Genomic DNA, 19726 nt, shown 5'->3' on the forward strand with positions numbered 1-19726 from the left:
GATTTGATAGCTAACGACGACCACCTGCCATGGGCCGGAGGTCAAAAACACTTCAAACGTGAGGACGATCGCCCGGAAAACCCGGCCTTTGCAGGTTTGCGCTATTCACCGAACGACACGTGCAGACCAAATTAAACGCTTTCCCATGCGCAGGAGACACGAATGAATCCCAGCTGGTGGCAACAGATTGCCGGCACCATTGCCTCCGAATTTTCTGACCTGAACGACGTGATGCAGACCACCCGCGTGGTGTTGCGTCTGGTGATGGCGGCCCTGCTGGGCGGCCTGCTCGGGTGGGAGCGTGAACACAAGGGGCAGGCGGCCGGCGTGCGAACCCACATGCTCGTGGCCATGGGCGCGGCGCTGTTTGTGCTGGTGTCACAGCAACTCGGCATGGAAAAGGACGACCTGAGCCGCGTGATTCAGGGCCTAACGGCAGGCGTCGGTTTTTTGTGTGCGGGCACCATCCTCAAGGGAGACAAGGCCGGCGAGGTGAAAGGCCTGACGACGGCAGCCGGTCTTTGGCTGACCGCTGCTATCGGAGTGGCCGCAGGTCTGGGCCGTGAACTGACAGCGGTGCTGGCGACGGTTCTGGCACTGATGGTGCTGGCCGTCGTGCCAGTGCTGGTCAAGCTGATCGACAAACCGCGACCGCTGAACACCGACGAAGACCCGCCCCGCCAACGCATCCAGACGGAAGACTGATCAGTCTTTCAGGCGCTGCGAGACAAACTCGCCCTCGTAGTCCTTGGCCAGCGACAGCTTCTCGGCTTCGGTCAGGACCTTTCCGGCCAGCTGGAAAATGCCCTGCTCTTCGTCTTTCAGGTGGTGGAAGATTTTGTGGTGCAACTCTTTGGCCACCGCAATCCAGGCTGGTGAGCTGGCATCCGTCTTTTCAAGCTTTTCCACCAGCTCATCCATTTCGTGGTGCTCGGCAATGCCGTGGCGCGAAGGCTCCTGCGTCATGTCGTGCGCAATCAGCGGCACGTAGAAGAAACGCTCTTCGGCAGCGGCATGGGCAGCAAGTTCTGTTCTTAGCTCCTTGAACAATACGTCGCGGTCTTTGCTGTCACCGGAGGTCTTGATCAGGGCGTCGGCCAGGCCGCGCTGGGTTTCGTGACTGGTGCGAAGGGCTTCAAAAATATTCATGCGCTTGATTATGGCCAGCAGGCCGCCTGAAGCCTGTAGGCCGGCATGCCCAGATTTGTTGCGGTGGCTGCCTACACCGGGGAGATTTCCGAGGGCGTCAGGGAGCATTTGTTCACGCGTTGGGCGCGATAATTTTAGGAGCGATACACGCTTCTCGTTTATGGACTGCAAGCCGATATTGAGATAAATCCGCGGATTTTCCGCATCCTGGAACATGAAAGCGTTTAATAAGGGACTATGAAAAAAATACTGATTCTCGGCGGCACTGGATTCGTGGGCCGCCACGTCTGCGAAAAACTCACGCAACTGCAATGGCGCATGACGGTGCCGACGCGCCAGCAAGGCCGCGCCCGTGACATCCAGATGCTGCCCTCGCTCGACGTCGTTCAGGCCAATGTGCATGACGAAGCCGCGCTGACGCGGCTGGTGGCCGGCCACGATGCGGTGGTCAATCTGGTGGCCATCCTGCATGGCACACAGCCGTCTTTTGAACGCGCGCATGTGGAACTGCCGCGGAAGATCGCCCGCGCCTGCGCGGCCACCGGCGTGACACGCCTGGTCCACGTCAGCGCGCTGGGCGCCGACGCGCGCAACCCGGACGCCGCGCCGTCGATGTATTTGCGCAGCAAGGGCCAGGGCGAGGTCGTGCTACACCATGCGGAGCTGGCTCTGACCCTGCTGCGGCCCAGCGTGATGTTCGGCAATGGCGACAAATTCCTCAATACCTTTGCCCAACTGCAGAAGATTTTCCCGGTGATCCCGCTGGCCGGCAGCCACGCGCTGTTCCAGCCGGTGTGGGTGGAAGACGTGGCCAGCGCCATCGTGCACTGCCTGCAGGACGCGCACCTGCACGCTACCGCCGGCCAGACCTTCGAAGCCTGCGGCCCGGACGTTTTCACGCTGAAGCAACTGGTCGAGCTGGCGGGACGTTTCAGCGGCATCAACCAGGGCCGCGGCCGCTTCGTGCTGGCTTTACCCGCGGCGCTGGGCCGGCTGCAGGCCCACCTGATGGCGCTGGCACCCGGCGAGCCGCTGATGAGCCGCGACAACCTCGATTCGATGAGCGTGCCCAACATCGCCAGCGGCAACCTGCCGGGCCTGGAGGCGCTGGGCATCAAGCCTGCGGCACTCGAAGCAATTGCGCCCAGCTACCTCGGGCCCAACGCCGGCGGCTGGGGCCTGCGCAGCAACCTGGTGGCCAAACGCAAGACCGCGGGAAGGTTCTAGACGACTGCGTGGGCATGCATCAATAGGCGCGCCTTTTCGCATCAATGGGATGGCAAGTGCGCAGTAGCATAAGCGGTCATTTTCAAGGGAGGCCCCGTGCTCAAGCTCTACATCGCCAACAAGAATTATTCGTCCTGGTCCATGCGCCCTTGGGTGCTTCTCAAGCAGGCAGGTATCCCGTTCGAGGAAGTCATGGTGCGTTTCGGTGCCGACCCCTTCACCGCCACCTCGAGCTTCAAGCAGGCGGTGCTGGCAGTCAGTCCGGGGGGCCGGGTGCCGGTGCTGGTGGACGACGGTTTTGCGGTCTGGGACACGCTGGCCATCGCGGAATACGTGGCCGAGAAATTTCCGGCCAAACAGCTCTGGCCGCAGGATGTGCAGGCGCGCGCCCGCGCCCGCAGCGTCTGCGCCGAAATGCACTCGGGCTTCGGCGCGCTGCGCAGCGCTTGCCCGATGAATATCGAAGCGGACCTGTCCCAAACCGGCACCATTGTGTGGCGCGACCAGCCGGCGGTACGCAGCGACGTGCAGCGCATCGTGACGATGTGGACTGAACTTCTGGCGCAGCACAAGGGGCCGCTGCTGTTCGGCGGGTTCTCGATCGCCGACGCCTATTTCGCCCCTGTCTGCATGCGCCTGAAAAATTACGGCCTGCCAGTGCCAGCCCCCATCACCGACTACATCGGCCGCGTTTGCGCCCTGCCCGGCGTGAAGGCCTGGATGGACGAGGCCCTGGCCGAGAAAGACTTTGTGGTGGCGGATGAGCCTTACCGGGTGGCACGGTAGGAGTCTGGGCGGCAGAAGGCGTCGAAGCGAAAAGTAGCCCCGGCGAGGACAGTTTTTGCCGGGTTTGCAGCGCCATAGCCGTAGCTATGGGGCAAAAAGCCGGTGAAAAATGGACCGTCGCAGCCGCTTTGCAGCCGACGTTCCTTCTGCCGCCCAGGCTCCTATGCCCGTCAGCCATCCCCGCGTGAGCACGCAGGGAGTGGGCCGACATCAAACATCAAATACGGCGCCAGCCCTTATCCCGTATGCGCAAACAGCTACTGAATTGATAGCGGATCAATGCGCAGCGGAATCGTCACTGGCCCGTCATTGACCAGATGCACCTGCATGTCCGCAGCAAACTGCCCCGTCCCGACGACGGGATGCAAAGCCCGCGCCTGCGCCACAAAATAGTCGTAAAGCCGCCTGCCCTCGTCCGGCGCTGCGGCGCCGGTAAAGCTGGGCCGGTTGCCGCCCGACACGTCGGCGGCGAGCGTGAACTGGCTGACGATGAGCAGGCCGCCGGCCACGTCCTGCACGCTGCGGTTCATTTTTCCGCCGTCATCGGCGAAGATGCGCAGCTTGAGAATTTTTGCCAGCAACTTGTCGGATTGCACCTCGCTGTCGCCGCGCTCGGCGCACAGCAGCACCAGCAAGCCTATACCGATCTCACCGATCACTTCGCCGCCGACCAGCACACGGGCCTGGCTTACCCGCTGGATCATGCTGATCACATCAAACTCCTCTCATCGTCAGATGCGCTTCCATGTCAGGCGGAAGCAGCGCAATGGTGACCCGCAAGGCCTGGAGCAGGCGCTGGGCGCCAGCGATTTCAGTATGGAGCTTCATCAGGCCATTGTCCCCGATGCATGGCACGCTATGCAAAAATGCAGCGATGCGCAAAGCACAACAACACCGCTGGGTCGGGCTCCTGCTCTGGGGGCTGATCACGGCACTGGGCTGTGTAATGCTGGCCCGCATGGAACTGGCACACCAGCGCGACGCATTTGAAACCGACGCACGCATCGTGCACCGCCTGCTGAGCCAGCGCGTGGTGCAGCACGATGCGGTGATGGCCACGCTGGCGCTGCTGCAACCCGCAGCCCCTGCTTCCCAGCCCGAGCAGCGGCTCAGCGCCCTCTACCCACAAATCCTCTCCGTGCAAAGGCGCGACAGCGGCTCATCCTGGCCGGATGAACGCCTGCGCGTGGCAGAAGCCCTGTCCCGCGCCCTGCGCCGTCCGGCGCTGGCCGCCGTCGACTTCGCCCGAGGCCGTTACCACCTGGTGCTGGCGTCCGAGCCAACCAGTTATGCATTGCAAATGGATTTGCGCGCCGTCGTGCCGTGGAGCGAATGGCCGATGGCGCCCGATACCAGTGCGGTGCGTGTGCTGCTTGAGCACGAAGGTCAGGACTGGGTGCTCCAGCCTGGCCGCTTGGGCCAGGGCGGCTGGCGTTTCGATTTTCACAAAAACCTGGCGGCGGAGAGCCAACCTTTTGATGTTGTCGCGCAGCGCCAGATCGGATGGGGCGAACTGCCCTGGTCCTGGATGCTGGGTTGGGCCGCGCTGGTTGCAGCCGCGCTGGCCGGCTGGCTGGCGCTGTTGCGGCAGCGCGTCGCCAGACAGCGCGCAGAAGAGCTGCTGCGGCTGGGCCAGGTTGCGCGGCTCAATACACTGGGTGAACTGGCCGCCGGCATGGCGCATGAATTGAACCAGCCACTGACCGCCTTGCTGGCCAACACCCAGGCTTCTACGCGCCTGCTCGATGAAGTCCCCCCCGATATGCCGACCATCCGCAGCGCCATGGCGCAGGCAGTCGAACAGGCACGCCGCGCCTCGGCGGTGGTCAGTCGCTTGCGACGCGCAGTGGAGCGGCCGGACCTGGCAGCCCAACTGCAGACCGTCGATCTGCAGCAGGCGGTGCGAAGTGCGCTTTACCTGCTGGAGCCGGAATTTCGGCGCCGCGAGGTGCTGCTCTTCTGGGATGCGCTGCCCGCGTCCGTCACCGTGATGGCTGAGCCCGTGGCGCTGGAGCAAATCATCCACAACCTGCTGATGAATGCCCTGCAGGCGCTGGAACAGGTGCCCGTCAAAGAACGCCAGTTGGCAGTGTCGGTAGAGGCTGCCGCCGGACGGGGTGAAATGGCGGTGACAGACAGCGGACCCGGCATAACTGAGGAAGTGCTCGCGCGAATCTTCGAGCCCTTCTTCACTACTCGGGAGGATGGCCTGGGACTGGGCTTGAGTCTGTGCGAGACCCTGACCGCCGGCATGGACGGCAGCCTGAAAGCCGGGCACCACGCGCCGCGCGGAGCCGCATTCCGACTCTCGCTGCCACTGGCGCCGTCAGCCCCCAAAGGCAAACGATGAGAACCGTCGGCGCGGGCGCCTACCTGTCGCCCCTGATTCACCTGATCGACGACGACGAAGCGGTGCGCAGCGGCCTGGCCCTGCTAATCAGCACGGTGGGTTTGCGCGTGCAGGCCTGGCCGGATCCGCAGGTTTTTATGGCCGGATTTGACCGCCAGACCATAGGCGCCATTGTTCTGGATGTCCGCATGCCTGGCATCAGCGGCCTGAGCGTGCTGGACACGCTGATGGCGCAGGGCGTGGACCAACCGGTGATCATGCTGACCGGGCACGGCACAGTTGAGATGTGCCGCCGTGCCTTCAAGGCGGGCGCCGCTGAATTTCTCGAGAAGCCGGTAGATGACGAGGCCTTGCTCGAAGCGCTGCAGAACGCGGTGCGCCAGCATGTGAAGTCCCGCGAGCGCAGCCAGGCCGACCGGCACGCGCAGGAGCGGTACACACAGCTGTCTGCGCGCGAGCGCGAGGTGCTGGGCCTCATCGTCGCGGGTCTGACCAACAAGGAAATTGGTCGCGCGCTCGATGTCTCACCGCGCACCGTGGAAACACACCGCGCCAACCTGTTCGCCAAGCTCGAAGCCGAGTCGCTGGCGCAACTGATCAGGCAATATGCGACGCTGGTGGACGAAGCCGACGGTCGATAGGTCCGCACCGAAAATCGGTCGATGCCACGGAACCGCCTTCGCTGGGCTCCGGCGGGCGGCCCCGGGGACAGTAGTTCTACGGAGCTGCGCGCGTAGCGCTACGCATGGCCGGCAGGTCCGCTTTTTTTTAAAGTTCTTCCACGGTTGACTGAACCGCTACAACACCCAGGAGAACCCACCATGCGCCACATCATTCAGGCTTCGGCCCTTTGCCTGTCCCTCGTCGCCGCTGCGGCTTCCGCGCAAAGCGTGCGCACTGAAAAAAATATGTCTCTTGATCTGGCCAACCAGATCGCCAGCGCGACTGTCGCGGCCTGCACCATCAGCGGTTATGCGGTGGGCGTCACCGTGGTGGACCGTGCCGGTAGCGTGCGTGCGGTGCAGCGTGCCGACAACGCCGGGCCACACACGCTGAGCGCCAGCTTGCAAAAGGCTTTCACCTCGGCTTCTGCCAAAAACAGCACACTCGCCATGATGGAAGCTGCGCAGAAAAACCCCGCTGCCGCGAACCTGACCGACATTCCGGGCTTCTTGCTGCTGGGCGGCGGCGTGCCGGTCAAAGTCGGCAACGAAACGATTGGCGCTGTCGGTGTCGGCGGCGCGCCCGGTGGCCACCTTGACGAAGCGTGCGCCGTGGCCGCTCTGGACAAGGTCAAGGACCAACTGAAGTAAGCCCCGGAAAACGTCAGGAGAACCCGCCATGAAACCTTTCCCTTTTTGCCTGTACCCGTCGCTGATATATCTGGCGCTGGCCGCAGCCTGCGGGCTCGGTGCCATGGCGGTCCTGCCTGCTGCCGCTCAGATGGCTCCGCATGCCGTCGAAGTGGCCGCCTACAAAGGCCTGCACGCCGCCGCCCACTATGGCGATGTGCCCCGGATTGAAGAACTCATCGCCACGAAAATTGATCTCAATGTCCGCGATGGCAACGGCCGCACGCCGATACATGTGGCAACTTTCGCGAAACAGCGGAGCACGATTGGCGCGCTGGTGAAGGCTGGCGCCAGCCTTAATTTGCTGGACAAAGACCGCTACGACGTTGTGACCATTGCCTCGGTCGCCGATGATGAGGAGACTTTGAGGGTGTTGCTGGCCCTGGGCGCCAGCGCCGGGCAGGTCACCAGCCGCTACGACGGCACCGCGCTGATCGCTGCCGCGCACCTCGGCCACGACGGCGTCGTCAGGCAGCTGATTGCCGCCGGCGCGCCACTGGACCATGTGAACAATCTGCACTGGACCGCCGCGATTGAAGCAGTGGTACTCGGCGAAGGCGGGCTGAGGCACCAGAAAACCCTGCAAGCCCTGATTGCTGCGGGTGCAAACTTGCAACTGACCGACCGTCAGGGCAACACTCCCCTGCGACTGGCGAGGTCGCGCGGCTATGAAGAGATGATTAGGATGCTGGAAAAGGCGGGCGCCAGGTAAAGGCGAACAACGCGCTCGGTGTCTGGGAAAACCGTGCGGCGACGGTCAAACAAAACACAGCCGCCACTTTTTCCAGCGCCCGTTCCGGAACATCGCGCCCGCGGTGAATCAGCGGCGCTGCATGCGCCGTCTCAGGCAAGGACGACCTTTGCAAATTTGCGTTTCCCGACCTGCACCACGTAAGTCCCCGCTCCAAGTTTGAGTGCCTTGTCGCTGACCACATTGGAGTCCACCCGCACACCGCCACCGTCGATCAGGCGATTGCCCTCACCGCTCGAACTCGCCAATCCCGCCATCTTGAGCAATGCACCTATGCCCAGCGGGGCCCCACTAAGGCGAACTTCGGGAATTTCATCGGGCACACCGCCTTTGCTGCGATTGATGAAGTCCTGCTCAGCCGCGTCAGCAGCGGCGGCAGAATGGAAACGTGCCGTAATCTCCTTGGCCAGCGCCACCTTGGCGTCCTTGGGGTTGCGGCCGTCCTCGACTTCCTTTTTAAGCGCGGCGATGTCGGCTTCACTTTGGAAGCTCAGCAGCGTGTACCACTTCCACATCAATACATCAGAGATTGACAGCACCTTGGCAAACATGGTGTTGGCGTCTTCTGAAATGCCGATGTAGTTGTTTTTGCTCTTGGACATTTTTTCCACGCCGTCCAGCCCTTCGAGCAGCGGCATGGTCAAGATGCATTGCGGCTCCTGGCCGTATTCGGCCTGCAGATGGCGACCCACCAACAGGTTGAATTTCTGGTCGGTGCCGCCCAGCTCCAAGTCGCTCTTCAATGCCACCGAGTCGTAACCCTGCATCAGCGGGTACAAAAACTCGTGCACGCTGATGGACTGGCCGGCCTTGAAGCGCTTGTTGAAATCGTCGCGTTCCATCATGCGGGCCACGTTGTACTTGGAGGCCAGCTCGATCATGCCGCGCGCGCCCAGCGGGTCGCTCCACTCGCTGTTGTAGCGAATTTCCGTGCGGGCGGGGTCCAGCACCAGCGAAGCCTGTTTGTAATAGGTTTGCGCGTTGATCTTGATTTGTTCGGGCGTGAGCGGCGGGCGCGTGGTGTTGCGGCCCGAGGGGTCACCAATCAGGGAGGTGAAGTCGCCGATCAAAAAGATCACCGTGTGCCCGATATCCTGCAACTGGCGCAGTTTGTTCAACACCACTGTATGGCCGACATGAATGTCAGGCGCCGTGGGGTCCAGCCCTAATTTGATGCGCAGCGGCACGCCAGTAGCCTCCGAACGTGCCAATTTTGTCAGCCATTCGCCCTGCGGAATCAGCTCTTCGCAACCCCGCAGCGTCACAGCGAGCGCCTCTTTGACGCGATCCGTCACCGGGAAATTTGTAACAAGCTCTTGATTCATAAGGGTTTTTCACATGTCGGGCAGTTGTCCGACATATATACTCGCGTTTCTGCCATTGTTTGGCGCCAGGGGCCATCTGGCCCATAAATTGCAAACCAATTCTAAGTTGTCGCCCGTCCAAGAGGTTTTCCGGCGGCACAACACCTTCATCCGTCGCTACAGGCCAACTCTGTGTTGCCTGATCGCTCTCTAAGTAGGGAATTTCAGTTTTGATCAAGAACGATCTCTCTCACGGCCTGCAGGTCGTCACCGATTTTTTTCACCGTCATCCGAGAAGGATCACAGGCACATTGGCTGCCTTGTTGCTCGGCACGGGCGTGACCGCGTTCGGCGTGGCACCACTTGCACCTGACGCAGCCGACCTGCCCGTGCGCCAGGTGCTGGAAGCCGTTCAAGCCTTACCAACGGACAGCCAGTCCGATGTTTTGGGCGATTTTCGCTACTCATTGTTTCGCACCGACACCACCCGCAGCAGCGATACCGCCGACACCCTGCTCAGACGCCTGAATATTGACGATGCCTCCGCCACGGCTTTTTTTCGCAGCGATGCCAATGCACACCTTATCCTGACAGGCCGTCCCGGCAAGGCCGTTACGGTCGAAGCCAGTGACAGCCAGCAACTGCTCAAGCTCAGCATGCGCTGGCCCACTGACGATGAAACCCAGTTCAAACGCCTGGTGATCGAGCGCAGCGCCGCGGGCCTGAGCTCACGCATTGAAACGGCGCCTTACGCAGCATCGGCGCGGCTGGCCAGCGGCAACATCCAGAGCTCGCTGTTTGCAGCGACCGATGAGGCCCGGATTCCTGACGCCGTCGCGGTGCAGATCGCCGAGATATTCTCGGGCGACATTGATTTCAGGCGTGCGCTGCGCAAGGGAGACCGCTTCAACGTGGTTTATGAAACCCTGGAAGCCGACGGCGAAGCCTTGCGCACCGGCCGCGTGCTGTCGGCCGAGTTCGTCAATGCGGGCAAAACCCACCAGGCCATGTGGTTCCAGTCCTCCGGCCAGGGCGCAGGCGCTCAAAACAAGGGCGGCTACTACACCCTGGACGGCAAGAGCCTGCGCCGCGCCTACTTGAGCTCCCCCGTCGAGTTCTCGCGCATTAGCAGCGGTTTTTCCATGCGTTTTCACCCGATCCTGCAAAAGTGGCGTGCGCATCTGGGCACTGATTTTGCGGCAGCCACCGGCACCCCGGCACGCACAGTCGGTGACGGTGTGGTGGAGTTTGCCGGCGCACAAAACGGTTATGGCAATGTTGTTTTCATCAAGCACCGCAACGGCCACGAGACCGTGTATGCGCACCTGAGCAAAATCTCGGTGCAGCGGGGCCAGAATGTCAGCCAGGGCCAGACCATTGGCCTGGTCGGCGCGACCGGCTGGGCCACCGGCCCGCACCTGCATTTTGAGTTTCGCGTCAATGGTGCACACCAGGACCCCATGACAATTGCCAAGCAGAGTGAAACCATTCCCTTGTCTGCGGCAGCCATGCCCGCCTTCCGCGAACTGGCTTCCGGCGTGAAAAGCCAGTTGCAAGCCGCTGCCAGCATTGGACAGACGCGGGCTGAATAGACCAAACGAGCACCCTTTGGTGGCTGACTGATTCAAGCAGGGGCCACGGAACCGGCTTCGCCGGGCCGCAGGCGCAGCGCCCCTCGGGGGGCAGAGAGTTACACGCAGTGAGCGAACGTGGGGGCAACATTTACATCGGCCTGATGTCAGGCACCTCCCTGGATGGTGCAGACGGCGTACTGGTCGATTTTTCGGGCGGCAAGCCGCAGGTGATTGCGACGGCTACCGAGCCTTTTTCAAATGCCTTTCGCGCCGAGTTGCTGGCGCTGAACTCCCCCGGTCATAACGAACTGCACCGCGCGGCCCAGGCCGCCAACCAACTGGCAGTGGTGTATGCCCGCGTCGTCAATACGCTGCTGGGCCTGGGCGCCACCCAGGGGGTCACGGCCAGCCAGGTTCAGGCCGTCGGCGCGCACGGGCAAACCGTCAGGCATCAGCCGCCACACAGCGCCCCCCAAAGCTCCCAGCCTGCCTCTGCAGCCTACACCCTTCAACTCAACAACCCGGCCCTGCTGGCAGAGCTGACCGGCTTGCCAGTGGTCGCAGATTTTCGCAGCCGCGACCTGGCCGCGGGTGGCCAGGGCGCGCCGCTTGCACCGGCTTTTCACCAGGGCGTGTTTGGCCGGCCGGATGAACCCGTATGCGTGCTCAATCTGGGCGGCATCTCAAACCTGAGCGTGTTGCCGCCTGCAGACACACGCGCTGTGCTGGGTTTTGACTGCGGCACGGGCAACGCCCTGATGGACGCCTGGTGCCAGCGTCACACTGGCCAGCCCTTCGACGCCAGCGGCGCCTGGGCTGCCACCGGCGAGCTGATCCCGGCCTTGCTGGCCAGCCTGCTCGATGACCCCTACTTCGCCCTGCCGCCTCCGAAAAGTACCGGCCGCGATCTTTTCAGCGTGGCCTGGTTGGAAGAAAAACTCGCGGCCTTCCCCGAAGCGCGCCCTCAAGACATCCAACATACATTGACTGAATTCACTGTCAGCCCATGTGTGGTGGGCGTGAACAGCTATGCAAAAGATAGCAAATTGCTGATTGTCTGTGGCGGGGGCGCCTTCAACCAGCACCTGATGCAGCGCCTGCAGGCAGGCTTGCCGCAATTGCGGGTTGAATCGTCGGCGTTGCATGGCCTGCCGCCGCTGCAAGTCGAAGCCGCAGCATTTGCCTGGCTGGCGCGCCAGGCCATGCTGGGCCTGCCGGGCAATCTGCCGAGTGTGACCGGTGCGGCCGGGCTGCGGGTGCTGGGAGCGATTTACCCGGCCTGAACTTCCCGGCTGCCCGAAAGCAAAAAGCCGCCTCACGGCGGCCTTTGGGTGGGCGCTAATGGCTCAGGCAGAGAAGCTGGAACCACAGCCGCAAGTGCTGGTGGCGTTCGGGTTCTTGATCACGAACTGGGCGCCTTCAAGGTCGTCCTTGTAATCGATCTCGGCACCGACGAGGTACTGGTAGCTCATGGCGTCAATCAACAGCGACACACCGTTCTTGGTCATGGTGGTGTCGTCTTCGTTGGTGATTTCGTCAAACGTGAAGCCGTACTGGAAACCCGAGCAACCGCCACCCTGCACAAACACACGCAACTTCAGGTCAGGGTTGCCTTCTTCGGCGATCAGGTCCGCCACCTTGGCCGCCGCGCTGTCGGTAAAGACAAAAGGGGCGGGCATTTCGGTCTGGATGTTTTCAGCTACTGCGCTCATGGAGGCTCCGTTCTTCACAATCAATCAATCAGATCATCGTAACGCACTTCAAGCAACCACAAAGGCGGCGCTGACTTGATGGCGCTTGCGCACAGACCCGGGCAGCCAGTCGAGCCTGAGCGTTGAAAGCCCACAGGGCCTAAGGCCGGCCGTAGCCGCTGACCGGCGCTTCCTCGCGGGCCTTCTCGACGTTGTTGGCAGCCAGCGTCAGCAGGGGTTTGTCCCCGGACTCCTGATCAGTGGGTCGCAACTGACCAAAGATGACGGCACCCTGGTGCATTTCAAGCGCCTTGTAGGCGATATCGCCCTGAATTTTTGCCTTGGGCTGCAACTCTAGCAGTTCTGAAGCATGCACCGGGCCCATTACACGGCCATTGATGATGACGTGGTCGGCGTGAATATGGCCGGTGACACAGGCCGACTCGCTGATCACCAGAATGCTGGGGCTGCCCTCGTTGGCGCGAATGTCACCGATCACTTCACCGTCAATGCGCAAGCCATCGGTGAACTTGAGATTGCCTTCAATGCAACTGCCTTGGGCGATAAGGCTGCGAATGGAGGGCTGGGCTTTTTTACCGAACATGGGGAAATTCCTGTTTGACATCCACATTACAACTTGATGGCTTGCACGGAACGCGTCACGGTTCCTTCGATGAGCTTGGCTGAAATCGTTTGTACCACGGCTTGGGGCGGCAAGTCGAGGACACCCTCCACGCGCCGGTACTGTTTGAACTGTAAAGTTTGCGCACCGCCGGACAATCCGGTAGTCCAGGGATTTCCGGCCAGCGTGCCGCTGAATGTCAACTCCAGTTTGCCGTTGAATACCGGCGCATCGCGTACTGGCTGAATGACCAGCACCTGCCATTTCAGCTGCATGTCCGACAGTTTTTCGGCCTGCAGGCCCCGAATGGCCGCACTGTCGGCACCGGCAGCCGGCAACAGCTTCTCAAAAAACCCCAAATCATCACGCAGCAACCGGTTCTCCGACTCCAGTTGCTTGATCTGGCCCACCATCTTTTCCTGCGCGGCTTTCTCGGCCGTCAGCAGGCTGCCTGAAATATTGGCGATTGACTGCGATTTGTTGCGTTCGGAGCGCAGCTCGGCGACCTCCTCACGCAGCTTGCCCAATTCGAGCTTGGCTGCCTTGTCCAGTCCGGCAATGCTGACGCCAAGTTCAAAGGTCCACAGCGCAATGGCAGCGGAAAAACCCAGCATCATCGCGCCCATCGCCCAGCGCAGAGGCCAAGGCATGGAGGTGCGTATGGCCATGCGCGGGGAACTGATGGTCAGACGGCGGCGAAACAGGCGAAACTTCAAAGGCAGACCCTGCGTTTTTATGTCGGGAGGTGCATTGTGCACGCAGTTGACCCCGCAACCGCGACACGCCGGGCCCAGCCCGGTAAAGCGCGGGTAAGGGTTTGCGTCGGCGCCGCTCCAGCGAAAGGCCATGAAAAAAGCCGTCAGGCGCAAACCAGACGGCTTTTCGGGGACAGCAGAAACGTCTTAACGTTTGCTGAACTGCTTGCGGCGGCGTGCCGAACGGAAACCGACCTTTTTACGCTCGACTTCACGGGCGTCACGGGTCACGAAGCCGGCCTGGCTCAACACCGGCTTGAGCGTGGTGTCATAGTCGATCAGGGCACGGGTGATGCCGTGACGGATAGCGCCGGCCTGGCCGGACTCACCGCCGCCATGGACGTTGACCATGATGTCGAAGGTTTCGACGTGGTTGGTCAGGTGCAACGGCTGCTTGCAGATCATGATCGAGGTTTCGCGACCGAAAAAGGTCTGGATGTCCCGGTCGTTGACAGTGATCTTGCCAGTGCCTTTTTTGATAAACACGCGGGCGACGCTGGATTTGCGACGGCCGGTGCCATTGTTCCAATCACCGATCATTTGGCGGCTCCTGCAATTTCAAGCACTTTGGGCTGTTGGGCGGTATGCGGGTGCTCTGCACCACCATAAACCTTGAGTTTCTTGATCATGGCGTAACCGAGCGGGCCCTTGGGCAACATACCTTTGACGGCTTTTTCCAGGGCGCGGCCCGGGAACTTGGTTTGCATGTCGCGGAAATTCGTTGCCGAGATACCGCCGGGGTAACCCGAGTGGCGGTAGTAAATCTTGTCGGTCGACTTGGCGCCGGTGACACGAAGCTGGGCTGCGTTGATGATGACGATGAAGTCACCGGTATCGACGTGAGGCGTATAAATGGCCTTGTGTTTGCCGCGCAAACGGAGAGCAACTTCGCTGGCTACTCGTCCGAGGACCTTATCGGTCGCGTCAATCACAAACCACTCATGCACCACGTCAGCGGGTTTTGCGCTGAAAGTTGTCATGGTTTACTTTTCAAAAGTTGGTTTGAGCAGCCCTTTTCCACGGTCGGTGTTTCTCTGATGGAAACCTCTTAGGTGGGAAAGATACTTCGCCGCGGGGCCAGCCAATCGCTGCGAAGCCCCTGATTATACAAAGTCGGCAGTTTTTCCGCCAGTCCATGCATCCCAAAGGTCAGAAACAGGCCCTTTGAAAGGGCTCCAGACCTAAAAGCCCTCGAATTTTCGGGTGTTTAACATCTGCACGTTGTTTTCCACACACAGGGGCAGCGTGGCCATGCCGGGTTTCCGGCACTCGCGGTAAATACACATGGGCCGGCCGATGAAACTACTGTCGGCGCATGACAGGCGCGGATCGGGCAGGCCCGGCGTGGCGGCAGCGGCAAGCTCCAAGCGCTGAGGCACGACTGGCTGTGCCACCACGGTCGCCGGCGGCGGGTCGGGCGGGGCCGGCTCCGGCAGCGCCTCTTTCCTGCGGACGACACGCCTGGGTGGCACCGGAGACGCTGTAGCCGCCGCATCGTTCTGTCCCGTGCCCGCCCTCTCGGTCGATAGCGGCTGCGCGGTGGACAGCAGCAGCGGCGGCTCTGGCTGCGGCACGACAGCCGGCGTCGGCGCCACCAAGGCCACGTCTTGCGCCGCAGGTTCCCCGCCCTGGCCCATGAGCATCACCGCCGACGCGGCAGCCAGCAGCACGGCGGCCAAAGACGCGCCGGCGCGCCACTGCATGGGCGACTGGATCGGTGCCGATGCAGCCCGCACCCTGGACCGTGGTACGTCGCGCCGGCGGGCTGATGCAAGCAAAGGCTGCGTCGGCTCGTCGGCCGGCACCGGCGCTTTCACGGGTACGGACGCACTGGGCATTTGCCTGCTGCGGCACAGACAAAACCGGCGGGACCCAGATGGCACCCAGTTCGCCACGCCAGTCGAAACGCGACATGCCGTTGGGTGTTTCCAGCCCCATCGCCTGCACCAGCGCGGCCACGGTTTGCGGCCGATTCTTCGGCGCAATGGCCAGTGCCTGGCCTATCGCCTGCACAAACGCCGGGCTGTAAGTCAGGCCAAACTGCTCCTGCACCGTACGCGCCACACGCTCAAACGGCGGCAGGCGGTCGCGTACCGCGCGAAGGGTGGCGGGCAGCGGCGGCTTGTTGCACAGCAAGCCGTGCACCACCGCCGCCAGCGCGTAGAGGTCGGTCCACGGTCCCTGACGCATCTCGGGGGCGCCCGGGTGCTGCTCCAGCGGCGCATAACTGAGCTTGAGGGCGTCGGTCAGGTCCTGCGTCTTGCCGCCTATGGCGTGACGCGCAGCGCCCAGATCCAGCAACACCGGCGGGCCGTTGTCCTGCAGAAAAATATTGTCGGGTGATACATCGCGGTGTACTGCGCTGCCGTGGTGCAAGGTCTTGAGCGCGCCGAGCACCGCCCACAACACCTTGCGCAGCCAGGCCTCGGTCGGCGGGCTGCGCATCTGGGTGCGCGCCGCCTGCAGCGTCATGCCGCGGTACAGCGGCATCACCATGTAGGCGGTCTGGTTGTCCTCCCGATAGCGGAACACCCTGACCAGCGACGGATGATCAAACTGCGCCAGCAGGCGGGCCTCCGCGACAAAAGACTGCAGCCCGGCCGCAAAAGCCGGCTGGTCTGCCGGATCCCGCACGATGACCGCGCCGTCCTGCCCGCGTCCGGCAAGTGCGGCGGGCAGGTATTCCTTGATGGCCACCGGCCGCTGCAGCGAGTGGTCGAAGGCCTGGTAAACCATGCCGAAACCACCGGCGCCGAGCGCGCCCTGCAATTCAAACTCGGCCAGCCGCGTCCCCGGCGCCAGGGCGTCCGCATGGGTGATCAAGGAAACAGGCGTGCCGGACGGCAAGGCAGTCGTGTGCAAAGACAATGGAAACTTTCGTTGCCAATTAGGCATGGGGCCTCCGCTGGCGTCAAGGCAGGCGGTCGGCCGTAGCCCAACACGCGTCATGAAGGTGTTGCAGATTGCAAAACGACCGTCCGTCGTGTTGCCCAGCGCTTTGGAAAGGTCAAAGCGGTAGCGGCCGTTAACATAGGCCCATGTTTAGTTATCGCCACGCCTTCCATGCCGGCAACCACGCCGACGTGCTCAAGCACACCACGCTGATCGCGTTGATGAAGTATCTGACCCAGAAAGACACGGCACTGACCGTGTTTGACACCCACGCGGGTGCCGGCCTGTACCGGCTCGACGGGGATTACACCGAGACCAGCGGCGAGGCCAAAGACGGTGTATTTCGCCTGTTTTCAGCTCCGAATACGCCTCCAGCCCATGGCGAACGGGCGGTCCCAGCTATCAAAACTGTAGCAGTCAAAAAAACCAAAACACCCGCGAACGAGGTACTGGCGCCGGCTCTGCAGGATTACGTCGATCTTCTGCGCAGCCTGAATCAGGCTTTTGCAGAAACCGGCGACTCGGCCCATCTGAAAATTTACCCCGGCTCGCCTTTTATCGCGCAGAAGTTCCTCAGCGGCCGCGACAAGCTCAAGCTGTTTGAACTGCACCCCACCGACTTCAAATCGCTGACCGGCAACATCGAGCAACTCGGCGTGGGCCGGCAGGTCAGCGTGACGCGCGAAGACGGCTTTGAAGTGCTGAGGACCTTTTTACCGCCGCCGGCGCGCCGTGCCATGGTGCTGTGCGACCCCAGCTACGAAATCAAGACCGACTACGCGCGGGTGGTGGTATGCATGGCCGACGCCGTCAAGCGTTTTGCCACCGGCACCTATGTGGTCTGGTACCCGATCATTCCGCGCCCGGAAGCCCACGATCTGCCGCGCAAGCTGAAAACCCTGGCAGTCAAGGCCGGCCGCAGCTGGCTCAACGCGACCCTGACCGTCAAGTCCAGCAAGCTGACCACCGACGAAGCGGGCGACGTGAAACGGCCCGGTTTGCCGGCCAGCGGCATGTTTGTGATCAACCCGCCGCACACGCTGAAGGCCGACCTGCAAGCGGCCCTTCCGCAACTGGTGGCGCGCCTGGGGCAAGACCGCAATGCCGGCTTCACGCTGGAACACGGCGGCTGATACAGCGGGCAGCAAGGACAGGGCCATGGCACTGATTCTGGTGGTTGAAGACGACGATGACATCCGCGGCAACATCGTCCGCCTCTTGAAGCTCGAAGGTTTTGAAACCCTGGCGGCCGCAGATGGCGAAGCCGGACTGGCACAAGCCCGTGCCCACGCGCCCGACCTGATCATCTCGGACGTGAACATGCCCGGCATGGACGGCTTTGCGCTGCTGGCAGCGTTGCGCGCCGACAGCGCTCTGGCCACCACACCTTTTGTGCTGCTGACCGCGCTGGACGACCGTACCAGCATGCGCCGCGGCATGACCACCGGCGCCGATGACTATCTGTCCAAACCCTTCACGCGCACCGAGTTGCTGGACGCCGTGGATGCGCAGATCCGTAAAAAAGCGCGCGTCCAGGATCACATCAACTCGGACCTGGCCGCGCTGGAGTCGCGCCTGCGCGCATCGTTTGCCGACAGTATTGGCGGCAAGCGTGCCGGCGCTTTTGCGCTGGCATTGCCGCCAGCCGGCGGCGACACCAGCCAGGCGCTGCAGGCAACCGTGCTGGTCTCGACCATACGCAACTTCACCTCGTTGGCTGAAAAACTCGACGCCGCCGAAGTCTCGCAATTGCTGACCGAATATTTCGAGCGGACCAGCCAGCCAGTGCTGAAAAACGGCGGGCGCCACCTGAAGTTTGTCGGCGACGGGCTGATGGCGGTGTTTGCCGACACCCTCAGCGGCTCACCGCTGCCGGCGCCACGCCGCGCGATCTCCGCAGCACTGGCCATGGCCCTGGCCACCCAGGAATTCCGCGCCTGGCTGGAGCAACGCTTTCCGGCGCGCGGCCTGCCGCCGTTTGCCATCGGCGTCGGCCTGCACGGCGGTGAAGTCCGCCTGTGCCGCATCGGCGCCGACGACAACCAGGACCTGACCCCGGTCGGCGACACCGTAGGTCTGGCCGCGCGGCTGGAGGCCACCACGCGCGAGCGCGGCTGGACCGTGCTGGCCAGCGGCAGTGTGCTGGCGCAGGCCGGCTCCGGCATACAGACCGGGACGCGCGACAGCCTCGCCTTGCGCGGAGGGCTGCCCGCGCTGGAGGTGGTCGAAATCACCGGGCTGGTCACACAGCTCGACGACAAGATCCACGGCATGGCCAGCCTGACAGAACGAGCGGACGAAGTCAGCGCCGCGGTGAAGATCAATTCCGGCATCACGGCACGCGCCGTCAAGGACGCGCTACAGTCCAAGCTGGCGGCGCTCAGAGGACTGCGTTTTGACGGCGAAGGCGAGGCCATGCGCCTGAAGGGCTATCGCATCACCCAAAAGATCGGCGCAGGCGGCATGACCGAGGTCTATCTGGCCGAGCGTGAAAGCGACGGCCTGCCGATTGTTCTGAAGGTGCTCGATTCAAGCGGCAAAGCGGCGTCGGAGCACCTAGTGCGTTTCATCCAGGAATACGCGCTGCTGTGCAAGATCGACCACCCGCATGTGATCCGCATCCACGACCAGGGCTTCACCGACGACCATGCCTACATCGCCATGGAGTACTTCGAGCGCGGCGACATGCGCGCGCTGTTCGGCCCCGGCATGACGCGCGAACGCGCCCTGACCCTTGTCAGGCAAATTGCGCAGGCGCTGTCGGCCGTCCACAGTCACGGCATCGTGCACCGCGATGTCAAACCTGAAAACGTCATGCTGCGCAACGACGGCAGCATTGCGTTGGCCGACTTCGGCATTGCCAAGTCCATGCTGCAGGCCGAAAGCCTGGGCATGACGCAAACCCGGCATGGCGACGTGGTGGGCACGCCGTATTACCTGAGCCCCGAGCAGGCCGGCGGCCGCGCGGTGACGGCCAGTTCCGACCTCTACAGCCTGGGCGTGATGCTGTTCGAGATGCTGGCCGGCCAGCGCCCTTTTGTGGCCGAGTCGCTGGAACTGCTGCTGGCCAAACACCTGCACGCCGAGACACCGGCGCTGCCGCCGGCCCATGCGACGCTGCAACCGATCGTGAACCGGCTGATGGCCAAGAACCCGCAGGCGCGTTACGCCTCGGCCGATGCACTGCTGGTTGACCTGGCGCGCGCAAGCTCCTGGCCAGCCTGATCGGCAATTAACCGACCGAACGGTCGGTTAATTGATATACTGACGCCA

20 protein-coding genes are annotated in these 19726 nt (G+C 62.6%); 11 read left to right on the forward strand and 9 right to left on the reverse strand.

The window, feature by feature from the left end:
• The first annotated feature begins 162 nt into the window (after positions 1–162).
• Entirely contained in the window at positions 163–705 is a 543-nt protein-coding gene (locus tag IEX16_RS06515; RefSeq protein ID WP_188707532.1) for an MgtC/SapB family protein, read from the forward strand.
• Here IEX16_RS06515 and IEX16_RS06520 read toward each other — a convergent pair whose 3' ends face one another.
• Positions 706–1149 carry a hemerythrin domain-containing protein gene (locus IEX16_RS06520; RefSeq protein WP_188707533.1) on the reverse strand — a complete coding sequence of 148 codons (444 nt, stop codon included), beginning with the start codon at positions 1147–1149 and terminating at the stop codon, positions 706–708.
• Positions 1150–1386: 237 nt separating this feature from the next.
• Here IEX16_RS06520 and IEX16_RS06525 point away from each other — a divergent pair, with 237 nt between their 5' ends.
• Entirely contained in the window at positions 1387–2376 is a 990-nt protein-coding gene (locus tag IEX16_RS06525; protein WP_188707534.1) for a complex I NDUFA9 subunit family protein, read from the forward strand.
• Positions 2377–2472: 96 nt separating this feature from the next.
• Positions 2473–3162, forward strand: coding sequence for a glutathione S-transferase family protein (locus IEX16_RS06530; protein WP_188707535.1), 690 nt, complete (start codon positions 2473–2475; stop codon positions 3160–3162).
• 257 nt (positions 3163–3419) lie between these two features.
• Here the strand turns inward: IEX16_RS06530 and dtd are convergent, their stop codons facing one another.
• Complete coding sequence (dtd, locus tag IEX16_RS06535) at positions 3420–3866, reverse strand: D-aminoacyl-tRNA deacylase (protein WP_373288294.1); 447 nt, start codon at positions 3864–3866, stop codon at positions 3420–3422.
• Positions 3867–4036: 170 nt separating this feature from the next.
• Here dtd and IEX16_RS06540 point away from each other — a divergent pair, with 170 nt between their 5' ends.
• The 4 genes from IEX16_RS06540 to IEX16_RS06555 all read left to right on the forward strand — a co-directional run bounded on the left by IEX16_RS06540 (position 4037) and on the right by IEX16_RS06555 (position 7576).
• Positions 4037–5512 carry a sensor histidine kinase gene (locus IEX16_RS06540; protein WP_188707537.1) on the forward strand — a complete coding sequence of 492 codons (1476 nt, stop codon included), beginning with the start codon at positions 4037–4039 and terminating at the stop codon, positions 5510–5512.
• Positions 5509–6153 (forward strand): response regulator transcription factor, encoded by a 645-nt coding sequence (locus IEX16_RS06545; protein ID WP_188707538.1) that lies wholly within the window; start codon positions 5509–5511, stop codon positions 6151–6153. The genes IEX16_RS06540 and IEX16_RS06545 overlap by 4 nt, the downstream gene beginning before the upstream one ends.
• Before the next feature lie 180 nt (positions 6154–6333).
• A complete protein-coding gene (locus tag IEX16_RS06550; protein WP_188707539.1) occupies positions 6334–6825 on the forward strand; it encodes a GlcG/HbpS family heme-binding protein in 492 nt (163 codons plus the stop codon).
• 28 nt (positions 6826–6853) lie between these two features.
• Complete coding sequence (locus IEX16_RS06555) at positions 6854–7576, forward strand: ankyrin repeat domain-containing protein (RefSeq protein ID WP_188707540.1); 723 nt, start codon at positions 6854–6856, stop codon at positions 7574–7576.
• Between the two features lie 131 nt (positions 7577–7707).
• Here the strand turns inward: IEX16_RS06555 and tyrS are convergent, their stop codons facing one another.
• Positions 7708–8940, reverse strand: a complete 1233-nt coding sequence (gene tyrS / locus IEX16_RS06560) for a tyrosine--tRNA ligase (RefSeq protein WP_188707541.1) — start codon at positions 8938–8940, stop codon at positions 7708–7710.
• A 212-nt stretch (positions 8941–9152) separates the two neighbouring features.
• On the opposite strand from tyrS, the gene IEX16_RS06565 reads away from it, so the two are divergent.
• Both IEX16_RS06565 and IEX16_RS06570 read left to right on the forward strand, forming a co-directional pair.
• A complete protein-coding gene (locus IEX16_RS06565; RefSeq protein ID WP_188707578.1) occupies positions 9153–10511 on the forward strand; it encodes a M23 family metallopeptidase in 1359 nt (452 codons plus the stop codon).
• A gap of 107 nt (positions 10512–10618) precedes the next feature.
• A complete protein-coding gene (locus tag IEX16_RS06570; RefSeq protein ID WP_268236602.1) occupies positions 10619–11776 on the forward strand; it encodes an anhydro-N-acetylmuramic acid kinase in 1158 nt (385 codons plus the stop codon).
• 63 nt (positions 11777–11839) lie between these two features.
• On the opposite strand, the gene erpA is transcribed toward IEX16_RS06570, so the two are convergent.
• From erpA to IEX16_RS06600, 6 genes are all read right to left on the reverse strand, one after another.
• A complete protein-coding gene (erpA, locus tag IEX16_RS06575) occupies positions 11840–12205 on the reverse strand; it encodes an iron-sulfur cluster insertion protein ErpA (protein ID WP_096698577.1) in 366 nt (121 codons plus the stop codon).
• A 139-nt stretch (positions 12206–12344) separates the two neighbouring features.
• Positions 12345–12788 (reverse strand): bactofilin family protein, encoded by a 444-nt coding sequence (locus IEX16_RS06580; RefSeq protein ID WP_188707543.1) that lies wholly within the window; start codon positions 12786–12788, stop codon positions 12345–12347.
• A gap of 26 nt (positions 12789–12814) precedes the next feature.
• Complete coding sequence (locus IEX16_RS06585; RefSeq protein WP_188707579.1) at positions 12815–13522, reverse strand: DUF6776 family protein; 708 nt, start codon at positions 13520–13522, stop codon at positions 12815–12817.
• A 186-nt stretch (positions 13523–13708) separates the two neighbouring features.
• Positions 13709–14101: a 30S ribosomal protein S9 gene (rpsI, locus tag IEX16_RS06590; RefSeq protein ID WP_188707544.1), complete on the reverse strand. Its 393-nt coding sequence runs from the start codon at positions 14099–14101 to the stop codon at positions 13709–13711.
• The gene (gene rplM / locus IEX16_RS06595; RefSeq protein ID WP_188707545.1) at positions 14098–14541 is read right to left on the reverse strand and encodes a 50S ribosomal protein L13; all 444 of its coding nucleotides are present in this window, start codon (positions 14539–14541) and stop codon (positions 14098–14100) included. Before rplM ends, rpsI begins: the two co-directional genes overlap by 4 nt.
• Before the next feature lie 322 nt (positions 14542–14863).
• Positions 14864–16423 (reverse strand): serine/threonine-protein kinase, encoded by a 1560-nt coding sequence (locus IEX16_RS06600; protein ID WP_444543968.1) that lies wholly within the window; start codon positions 16421–16423, stop codon positions 14864–14866.
• A gap of 176 nt (positions 16424–16599) precedes the next feature.
• Between IEX16_RS06600 and IEX16_RS06605 the strand changes: the two genes are divergently transcribed.
• Positions 16600–17586, forward strand: coding sequence for a 23S rRNA (adenine(2030)-N(6))-methyltransferase RlmJ (locus tag IEX16_RS06605; protein ID WP_188707547.1), 987 nt, complete (start codon positions 16600–16602; stop codon positions 17584–17586).
• A gap of 25 nt (positions 17587–17611) precedes the next feature.
• Positions 17612–19678 (forward strand): protein kinase domain-containing protein, encoded by a 2067-nt coding sequence (locus tag IEX16_RS06610; RefSeq protein WP_188707548.1) that lies wholly within the window; start codon positions 17612–17614, stop codon positions 19676–19678.
• Positions 19679–19726: the final 48 nt, after the last annotated feature.

Origin of the sequence: Polaromonas eurypsychrophila (genome assembly GCF_014641715.1) — a bacterium.
In the GTDB taxonomy this organism is placed as follows: domain Bacteria; phylum Pseudomonadota; class Gammaproteobacteria; order Burkholderiales; family Burkholderiaceae_C; genus Polaromonas; species Polaromonas eurypsychrophila.